Origin of the sequence: Saccharothrix sp. ST-888 (genome assembly GCF_000955975.1) — a bacterium.
Taxonomy (GTDB): Bacteria; Actinomycetota; Actinomycetes; order Streptomycetales; family Streptomycetaceae; genus Kitasatospora.
This window is the reverse complement of record NZ_JYJF01000184.1, coordinates 1-6,655: the sequence shown is the minus strand read 5'-3', so window position 1 is coordinate 6,655 and position 6,655 is coordinate 1. Positions and strand designations below refer to the sequence as shown.

The window sequence follows — 6,655 nt, the reverse complement described above, 5'->3', positions numbered from 1 at the left end:
CGATACTGGGATTGAACCAGTGACCCCTACCGTGTCAAGGTAGTGCTCTCCCGCTGAGCTAATCGCGCCTGATGAGGCGGTACTGCGTCGGACCCCGAGAGGGCCGAGTGCGCGATACTGGGATTGAACCAGTGACCCCTACCGTGTCAAGGTAGTGCTCTCCCGCTGAGCTAATCGCGCCTGGTAAGGCGGTGCTACGTCAGGCCCCGAAAGGATGCCGCAGGTGCGCGATACTGGGATTGAACCAGTGACCCCTACCGTGTCAAGGTAGTGCTCTCCCGCTGAGCTAATCGCGCGGGGAGGTCCCCTGGCGAACCAGGGGAACCTCTTGGAGGTGGAGACGGGATTTGAACCCGTGTACACGGCTTTGCAGGCCGTTGCCTCGCCTCTCGGCCACTCCACCAGGCAACTGAGGAGAACGATCTTACCCTGTTCTCCGTCGAGCGGACGACGAGATTCGAACTCGCGACCCTCACCTTGGCAAGGTGATGCTCTACCAACTGAGCCACGTCCGCCTGTCTCCCGGGGCCCTTCACCGCTTTCCTGCGGCTCCGTGTCCCGGCGACGTGTTGAACTTTAGCGGAAACCTCGGCCAGCTCAAATTCCGTTCCCGCAGCGTGCCGCCGGAGTGGCCCGGAGGTGGTGCGTCGTCAGCCGCCCAGGACCCCTCCCGGGCGTACCGCTCCCGGTCGCGCGGCCACTCGCACGGATGACCTACGGGGGAACCTGCAGCCGGCCTGTGGACCCGATGGACCGACCGCCGGGCCGACCCGCCGATCGCCGACCGCTGCGCGACCGAAGCGGGAACTGCCGGAAGCCGGACGGCGTGCGGACCGCACCGCCCGCCCTCACCGACCTACACTTCAGCCACCGACCCATCCCTCGCCCCCGCGCCCACGTCCGCGCGGAACCGCAGAACAGCACCCGAGTCCGCGCAGGAGAACCGTGTCCGGCCGCACCACCGCCCTCGACCCCACCGCCCCGATAGCCCGCTTCGGCGGCCGCCTGGCGACGGGACTGCGCGAGGTCACCTCGGATCCGGCGGCGCTCGACTCCGGTGGCTTCTGGGCCGTCGCGTACGACTTCGAGGGCCGGCTCACCTGCGCCCGCTTCGAGCACGTCCGCCCCGAGCCCACGCCGCCGTGCACCGACGGCTGGCTCGGCCCGCAGCGCGACAGCTGGCACAGCTCCCTCGACCGGGACGCCTACACGGCCGGAGTCCGCCGCATCCGCGAACACATCGCGGCCGGCGAGGTCTACCAGGCCAATCTCTGCCGGGTGCTGTCCGCGCCGCTGCCCGACCCGGCCCGCAGTGACATCGACGCCCTCACCGGACTGCTCGCCCACGGCAACCCCGCCCCGTACGCGGGGACGATCCGGCTGCCCGAACACGGCGTCGAGATCGCCACCGCCTCGCCCGAGCTCTATCTGCGCCGCGACGGCCGTACGGTGTCCTCCGGGCCGATCAAGGGCACCGGCCGTACCGAGCACGACCTGCTGGACAAGGACCACGCCGAGAACGTGATGATCGTGGACCTGGTCCGCAACGACCTCGGCCGGGTCTGCGCCACCGGCAGCGTCACCGTCCCCGACCTCTGTGCGGTCGAGAAGCACCCGGGTCTGGTGCACCTGGTCTCCACCGTCGAGGGCACGCTGCGGGAGGGCGCGGGCTGGCCCGAACTCCTCGACGCGACCTTCCCGCCGGGCTCGGTCACCGGCGCGCCGAAGTCCAGCGCGCTGCGGATCATCGACGCCCTGGAGACCGCTCCGCGCGGCCCGTACTGCGGCGCGGTCGGCTGGGTCGACGCGGACCGCGGCGAGGCCGAACTCGCCGTCGGCATCAGGACGTTCTGGGTCGACCGGAGCAGCGGCCACCCCGTCCTGAGGTTCGGCACCGGCGCCGGGATCACCTGGGGCTCCGACCCCGCGCGCGAGTGGGACGAGACCGAACTGAAGGCCGCCCGCCTGGTCGCGATAGCGTCGGGCGCCAGCACCTGCTGATCCGTCCGCACCCGCCACCGGTCACACCCACCGGCCACCCGAGGAGCTGCCCGCCATGTCGAGTCCGACCCGAACCTGGGTGAACGGTTCCCTGCTGGAGAACAGCGACGCCGTGATCTCCGTCCACGACCACGGACTCACCGTCGGCGACGGTGTGTTCGAGACCGTCAAGGCGGTGGACGGGCGGCCCTTCGCGCTCACCCGCCACCTGGAACGGCTCACCCGCTCCGCTCGCGGACTCGGCCTGCCCGACCCGGACCACGACCTGATCCGCGAGGCCGTCCGGCAGGTCCTGCACGCCGACCCCGTGCCGCTCGGCCGGATCCGCATCACCTACACCGGCGGGATCTCCCCGCTCGGCTCCGAGCGCGGCACCGGCCCGGCCGGCCTCGTCGTCGCCGTCGGCAGCGCCAACCGGCGCCCCGACACCACCGCCGTCAGGACCGTCCCGTGGCGCCGGAACGAGCACAGCGCCGTGGCGGGCCTGAAGACCACCTCGTACGCCGAGAACGTGGTCGCCCTCGCCGCCGCCCACCGGGCCGACGCCTCCGAGGCCCTCTTCGCCAACATCGCCGGAAACCTCTGCGAGGGCACCGGCTCCAACGTCTTCGTCGTGCTGGACGGCCGACTGCTCACCCCCACGCTGAGCTCGGGCTGCCTCGCGGGCATCACCCGGCAACTGGTCGTCGAGTGGACCGGCGCCGAGGAGACCGACCTCCCCTTCGAGGTGCTCCAGCAGGCCGAGGAGATCTTCCTGGCCTCCACCCTCCGGGACGTCCAGGCCGTCACCCGGGTCGACGCCCGCGACCTGGCCCCCACACCCGGCCCGGTGACCCTCAAGGCCATGGCCCAGTTCGCCGAGCGCAGCGCCGACGACCTCGACCCGTGAGCGGGACTGCCCGCTGAGGGGGCGCTCCGCCAGGGGCGCGGTGAGCCGTGTGGACGCCCGGTCGCATCGGTGCGGGGCTTCCCGCGCGGTTCCCGCGTCCCCTGACGGCTGCCCGGCCGCCGTGTCCGGGAGTGAGCGGGTCCCGAAGTCGCGCGGGTAGAGACCGGCGGGGAGGGGGAAGGGAGCCCTCATGACCACCACGCTGCGCCCCGAGCGCCCCGAGGAGCCCGTGCCCGGCGGCGGCCGAAGCCGCCGCTGGCAGATCTGTGTCAACGGCCGTCAGGTCGGCGGCCTGCGCACCACGGCCCTGCCCTGGGGCTCCCAGTGGTGGGGTGAGATCTCCGAGATGGAGGTGGCCGAGGGCCGCCGGCGCGGTCGGGGCACCGTCGGCGCCCTGGCGGCCGAGGAGGTGCTGCGCGGCTGGGACTGCACCAGGGTGGACGTGAACATCCCCGCCGGGGCGACCGCCGCGCTCCGCCTCGCCCACGCGCTCGGCTACACCGAGCGGATGTGCAACATGGCCAAGCGGCTCGGCCCGGTCCCCGATCTGTCCCCCGGTCTGACGGCCCGCCCGATCGGCGCGGCCGAGTACCCGGACTGGCTCGCCCGGGCCAGGGCCGGCTACCTGCACGACCTGGTCGCGTCGGGCCTCACCGAGCAGCAGGCCCGCGCCAAGGCGGACGCCGACCACCGGAACGTGCTGCCCCAGGGTCCCGCCACCCCGGACGTCGCCCTGCGCCGCCTCTACGGCCCCGACGGCACCCCGCTCGGCACCCTCTGGACCGCCCTGCGGCAGGCCGTGCTCCCGAACGGCCTGCCACTGGCCTGGGTGATGACCGTCGAGGTGGACCCGGCCCGGCGCGGCCGGGGCTACGGCCGCGCCCTGATGCTGCTCGCCGAGCGCGAGTGCCTGGCCGCCGGAGTGCGGGACCTCGGCCTCAACGTCTTCAGCAGCAACACCGTCGCGACCGGCCTGTACGAGTCGCTCGGCTACCGGGTGACCAACCGGATCCTCGGAAAGTCACTGCGCTGAGCCCGTCGCCCGCCCCGGAGCACGGCCGCGCGAGGGGAGCCGGGTCAGGACCGGGCGCGCTGCTCCTCGATCACGGCGACGATGCGCTCGCGCAGTCCGTCCTGGCTCTTCCCGCCGTCCAGGCGCTGCCCGGCGATCACGTACGTCGGCGTGCCGGTGACGCCGATCGCTTTGCCCTCGGCCTGGTCGGCGTCCACGATCAGGGTGTGCCGGCCGTCGATCAGTGCGGTGTCGACCTCCTCCGCGTCCAGGCCGACCTCGGCGGCGATCTGCACCAGCAGCTTCTCCCCGCCCCGGTCCAGCTCCTCGACCCGGGCCAGCAGCGCCTCCACGTACGGCCACCCCTTGCCCTGGGCGAACGCCTCCTCGGCCGCCTGAGCCGCCGCGTACGCGTGCTTGTGCTTCTCCAGCGGGAAGTGCCGCAGCTCGATGGGCAGCGCGTCGCCGTACCGGGCGCGCAGCGCCCGCACGTCGTCCAGGGCGGTGCGGCAGTCCGGGCACTGGAGCTCGCACCAGAGCTCGAGGCGGGGGAGGGAACCTTCGATCATGCCCCCAGTCTGTCATCAGAGAGGGCCCCCACCCGGCCGCAGCGGCGGGCCTCAGCCGGCCGGTACGGCGTCCGCCGAGCGCTGCCGGGCCCGGTAGGCGGCCACATGCAGCCGGTTACCGCAGGTACGGCTGTCGCAGTAGCGGCGGGAGCGGTTGCGCGAGAGGTCCACGAAGACCCGGGCGCAGTCGGGCGCCTCGCAGCGGCGCAGCCGCTCGCGCTCCCCGGCCATCACGATGAAGGCCAGCGCCATCCCGAGTTCGGCCGCCAGGTGGTCGCCGAGCGCGGCGTGCGGGGCGAAGTAGTGGATGTGCCAGTCGTGCTGGTCGTGGTTGGTGAGCCGGGGCGTGGTCCCCGCGGCGGCCACCACCGCGTTCACCAGCTCGGCCGCCTCCTCGGTGGAGCCGACCGAGAACACCTCGCGCAGCTGCGAGCGGAGCCGGTGCACGGCGGCCAGATCTGCGGGGGAGAGGGAGTCGACCTCGCTGATGTCCCGGCGCACCACGAACGCGCTGAGCGCCGCGACGTCCGGGAGCTGCTCGCTGCCGCAGGCATCGGGCGAGGTGTTGAGCAGCTCCACCAGAACGCTCAGCGAGCACTCGGTGTCATGGGTGATCAGCACGTGAGGGCCCCTCGCGCGGCGGGCGGCCTCGGCCTCCCGCGTCGGTCATCACCCGCGACTCTACCGGGGCGGACCGTCAGAGCGGCGTATGTTCCGTCCCGCCGGGGCGGGCCGGCCGGGCCCTGGCACTGATGCCCGCGCGGGACGGTGGAGGGGCTGGCTGGAGGGACAGCGGGACCGGACGAAGGCGCCCGGCATGGTGACCGGTCATCCACACGCGGATGACCGGCACCGATTGCCGGGCGCCTTCGTCGTCGCCGATCAGGTCGGGCCGACCGCTCCGGTGGAAGCGACCGGGACGAACCCCGAGGCCGCTTGGTGCGCGGCAGACTGTGCGACCGTGCCCCCGAGTAGGACGGACGCTGTCAGGTAGCGGCCCCACCGCCGAGGCGGTCAGCTCTCGGCGAGGATGTGGGACAGCTCGCGATCCAGATCGAAATGACGATGTTCGGTGCCGGGTGGCACAGCGGCGTCGGTTCGCTTGAGGAAGGACTCAAGCGCCCGGGCCGGGGCTTCCAGCAGGGCCTCTCCCTCCGGAGAACTCAGGGCGATGCAGACCACACCCTGTCCATGGCTGCGCGAGGGCCACACCCGGACGTCGCCGGTCCCGGTGGGTCGATGGAGCCCCTCCGCGAGAAGATCACGGGCGAACACCCACTCCACGGTCTCGTCGGCACCGGTGTGGAAGGTCGCATGCACGGCATAGGGGTCGGCGGTGTCGTAGCGCAGGCCCGCGGGGACGGGCAGTGAGGACTCGCTCGACACGATGAGGCGCAGGTGCAGCTCACAGCTGACCGTGGTGTTCATAAGCGCCAGGGCCTTTCGCTCAGTGTGCGCTCGGGGAATCGCACGTCGGCGAACGGACCATCCCACCTGAAAGCCCGGTGTAAACCCGTCTGTCCCGATTCAGGCGCGAGTCGTACCCCTTCCGGCGCATTGCAGAATCGCCGCGGGCGCGGCGGTCGGGCCCGGGCGCTCCGGCCTCTCCCGGCGGTTTTCGCCGCAAGGTTGTGCGAAGCGACAATCCGGGTCCGGCGGCGCCGGGGACGGGGGTGGCCACAGAGGTGCTGCGGAGGTCGGCGTGCGGCCGGCGGTCCGCCGGCGGGTCGGGGCGGCGCCAACGGTGCGGAAGCCGGTGCACCCCCGGTGGCCTGCTGGTGATCGGCTGCCCGGGGGCGGTCCGAGCTGACGAGGTCTCGGCGGTCCGGCCCGGCCGGAGCCGGCCGAGGGGGTGGTTCGGAGCACCCACCCGGATGCGGTAATGTTTTCTCTGCACCCGGGCGATTAGCTCAGCGGGAGAGCACTTCGTTCACACCGAAGGGGTCACTGGTTCGATCCCAGTATCGCCCACCGGAATGCACCGCAGATGTCGGGCCCCGACCAGGAAATGGTCGGGGCCCGACATCTTTTTGCATTCTCCCCTTGTCCGCTTCCGGCCTGCCCGGCAACTGATTCGCAATCAGCATCCGTGTGGCGGGAGCGAACTGGGGAGTCGTCGGGGGAGGCTGCGCGGACCCGGATTGCGCAGTCGGAGCCAAGTAGTGCTAGAGTTCTTCTTGTTGC

6 protein-coding genes and 5 tRNA genes are annotated in these 6,655 nt (G+C 72.1%); 4 read left to right on the top strand and 7 right to left on the bottom strand.

What is annotated here, in order from left to right; genetic code table 11:
* Positions 1-108: 108 nt before the first annotated feature.
* The 4 genes from UK12_RS31415 to UK12_RS31400 all read right to left on the bottom strand — a co-directional run bounded on the left by UK12_RS31415 (position 109) and on the right by UK12_RS31400 (position 515).
* Positions 109-180 (bottom strand) — tRNA-Val (locus tag UK12_RS31415).
* A gap of 44 nt (positions 181-224) precedes the next feature.
* Positions 225-296: transfer RNA gene (locus UK12_RS31410), tRNA-Val, on the bottom strand.
* Between the two features lie 33 nt (positions 297-329).
* A tRNA-Cys gene (locus tag UK12_RS31405) sits at positions 330-403 on the bottom strand.
* Between the two features lie 39 nt (positions 404-442).
* Positions 443-515, bottom strand: a tRNA-Gly gene (locus UK12_RS31400).
* A 430-nt stretch (positions 516-945) separates the two neighbouring features.
* Here UK12_RS31400 and UK12_RS31395 point away from each other — a divergent pair.
* The 3 genes from UK12_RS31395 to UK12_RS31385 all read left to right on the top strand — a co-directional run bounded on the left by UK12_RS31395 (position 946) and on the right by UK12_RS31385 (position 3,923).
* Positions 946-2,001, top strand: coding sequence for a chorismate-binding protein (locus tag UK12_RS31395; protein WP_045306611.1), 1,056 nt, complete (start codon positions 946-948; stop codon positions 1,999-2,001).
* Between the two features lie 55 nt (positions 2,002-2,056).
* On the top strand, positions 2,057-2,890 hold the full coding sequence (locus tag UK12_RS31390; protein ID WP_045306610.1) for an aminotransferase class IV: 834 nt from the start codon (positions 2,057-2,059) through the stop codon (positions 2,888-2,890).
* Between the two features lie 190 nt (positions 2,891-3,080).
* On the top strand, positions 3,081-3,923 hold the full coding sequence (locus UK12_RS31385; RefSeq protein ID WP_045306609.1) for a GNAT family N-acetyltransferase: 843 nt from the start codon (positions 3,081-3,083) through the stop codon (positions 3,921-3,923).
* Between the two features lie 44 nt (positions 3,924-3,967).
* Here UK12_RS31385 and UK12_RS31380 read toward each other — a convergent pair whose 3' ends face one another.
* The 3 genes from UK12_RS31380 to UK12_RS31370 all read right to left on the bottom strand — a co-directional run bounded on the left by UK12_RS31380 (position 3,968) and on the right by UK12_RS31370 (position 5,899).
* Positions 3,968-4,471 carry a DsbA family protein gene (locus UK12_RS31380; RefSeq protein ID WP_045306608.1) on the bottom strand — a complete coding sequence of 168 codons (504 nt, stop codon included), beginning with the start codon at positions 4,469-4,471 and terminating at the stop codon, positions 3,968-3,970.
* A gap of 51 nt (positions 4,472-4,522) precedes the next feature.
* The gene (locus UK12_RS31375) at positions 4,523-5,092 is read right to left on the bottom strand and encodes a CGNR zinc finger domain-containing protein (protein ID WP_045306607.1); all 570 of its coding nucleotides are present in this window, start codon (positions 5,090-5,092) and stop codon (positions 4,523-4,525) included.
* Positions 5,093-5,485: 393 nt separating this feature from the next.
* Entirely contained in the window at positions 5,486-5,899 is a 414-nt protein-coding gene (locus UK12_RS31370; RefSeq protein WP_030056266.1) for an SsgA family sporulation/cell division regulator, read from the bottom strand.
* A gap of 471 nt (positions 5,900-6,370) precedes the next feature.
* On the opposite strand from UK12_RS31370, the gene UK12_RS31365 reads away from it, so the two are divergent.
* A tRNA-Val gene (locus UK12_RS31365) sits at positions 6,371-6,442 on the top strand.
* The last annotated feature ends 213 nt before the right edge of the window (positions 6,443-6,655 follow it).